The sequence below is a fragment of the Micromonospora aridisoli genome, assembly GCF_056150025.1.
Genome location: NZ_JAXCFK010000048.1, coordinates 1 through 751 on the forward strand (window position 1 = coordinate 1; position 751 = coordinate 751).

Annotated in this window: 1 protein-coding gene; it reads right to left on the reverse strand. The window is 68.4% G+C overall.

What is annotated here, in order from left to right; genetic code table 11:
• On the reverse strand, nt 1–751 hold a 751-nt coding region (locus SM447_RS29255; protein WP_474576098.1), incomplete at both ends, for a M14 family zinc carboxypeptidase.

The window sequence follows — 751 nt, forward strand, 5'->3', positions numbered from 1 at the left end:
GACCGGTGGTCTCGTTCCACCTGTCGTTCCCGACCTCGAAGTCCCAGGCGAAGATGCCCAGCTCGTAGTAGAGCTGGTCGGCCGAGTTGCCGGCCGCCGAGTAGAGCACGTCGGCGACCGGGCCGGTCTGCGACGGCCAGGTGACCGTGCCGCGTTCCTGCGCGATCGCGCCGACGATCCGCCGGGCGCTGTCCAGGAAGAGCTTCGACTCGTCGATCGACGGCCTCGGCAGCGTCACCCGCCCGTCGGCCTTGTACGCCCCCGGCGGCCACATGAAGTACCCGCCGTAGGAGTGCACGTTCATCGCGAACCGGATGTTGTCGTGCTCTCGGGCCAGCGCCACGACGTTGCGGCTCTCCGCCTCGGAGAGTTCGCTCGTCCCGGCGTAGCTGCCGGAGAGGCAGTTGGCGCTGGCGCCCACGTAACCGTCGAAGTACGAGCCGACGGTGTAGTTGCGGTTGAGGTCCACCCCCCACGAGTCACGGTTGCGGGGGTCGCGGCTGGTGCCGGTGCAGTGGTTCACCAGGTTCTTCCGCTGGAAGTTGAAGTCGTGGAACGAGTAGTTGGCGCCGTCGGGGTTGACCGTCGGGATGACGAAGATGTCGACCTGCTCCAGCAGTTCCCGGGTCGCGGCGTCGGTGCGGGAGTTGGCCAGCATCCGTTCCGCGAACTCCAGCGTCACGAGCGGGGTGGCCCACTCCCGGGCGTGCTCCTGGGAGTACGCCAGCACGCCGATGCGGGACCCGTCGCG